This is a genomic window from Xenorhabdus santafensis, from assembly GCF_033949405.1.
GTDB classification, from domain to species: domain Bacteria; phylum Pseudomonadota; class Gammaproteobacteria; order Enterobacterales; family Enterobacteriaceae; genus Xenorhabdus; species Xenorhabdus santafensis.
In genome coordinates, this window is record NZ_VCDN01000394.1 from 1 (window position 1) to 649 (window position 649).

The window sequence follows — 649 nt, forward strand, 5'->3', positions numbered from 1 at the left end:
GATAGTGTAGATATCGAAACAGCCGGGAACCCCCGTGTTACTGGTCGGGGGTTCCTCATTTCTCAACTGGAAATTTTCCTTCGAATCAGACAAACAAAACACCCACTAACTCCAAAATATATTTATTATTAATTTCTCTTTTTCAATTCTCTTTCTTTCCAACCTTTAAACTCATAATAAAAAAGTTCTGGATTATCTGCTTTAAGATCACATAAAGCATCAGCATCTAAACGTTTAGATAAATCTAAATGAAAAACACCATATTTTTTCTTAACAGGATATAACGGATAACCCATAATAAAAGCAAATTCTTCCCAATCAACAGAACGTTTTTTACTTCCACAACAACACTTTTCATCTTCACAGCTATACACACTCTCACAATCCACACAATAACTATATGCCATCAACAATTTCCTCCTAATGCTTTTCCCTCTTAATACGTTCAACCGTCGCCTCGTTCTTAAATAGACGTTTATTCAATACATCAATCTCAACATCTTTTTCCTCAACCAAATGATATAACTTAGTAAAATTATCATCAGTTTCAATACGATGAGCCTTCAAATCCGTTTTAATCTCCTGAATATCCTTATCAATCTTATCTAATTTATCAATAATTTTATGTAACAATTCTTCCATGGTTACA

Annotated in this window: 2 protein-coding genes; both read right to left on the reverse strand. The window is 32.7% G+C overall.

What is annotated here, in order from left to right:
* Positions 1-128: 128 nt before the first annotated feature.
* Positions 129-407 (reverse strand): hypothetical protein, encoded by a 279-nt coding sequence (locus FE392_RS22865; protein ID WP_021729343.1) that lies wholly within the window; start codon positions 405-407, stop codon positions 129-131.
* 13 nt (positions 408-420) lie between these two features.
* The coding region (locus tag FE392_RS22870; RefSeq protein WP_319931975.1) for a hypothetical protein at positions 421-649 on the reverse strand (229 nt) is incomplete at its 5' end.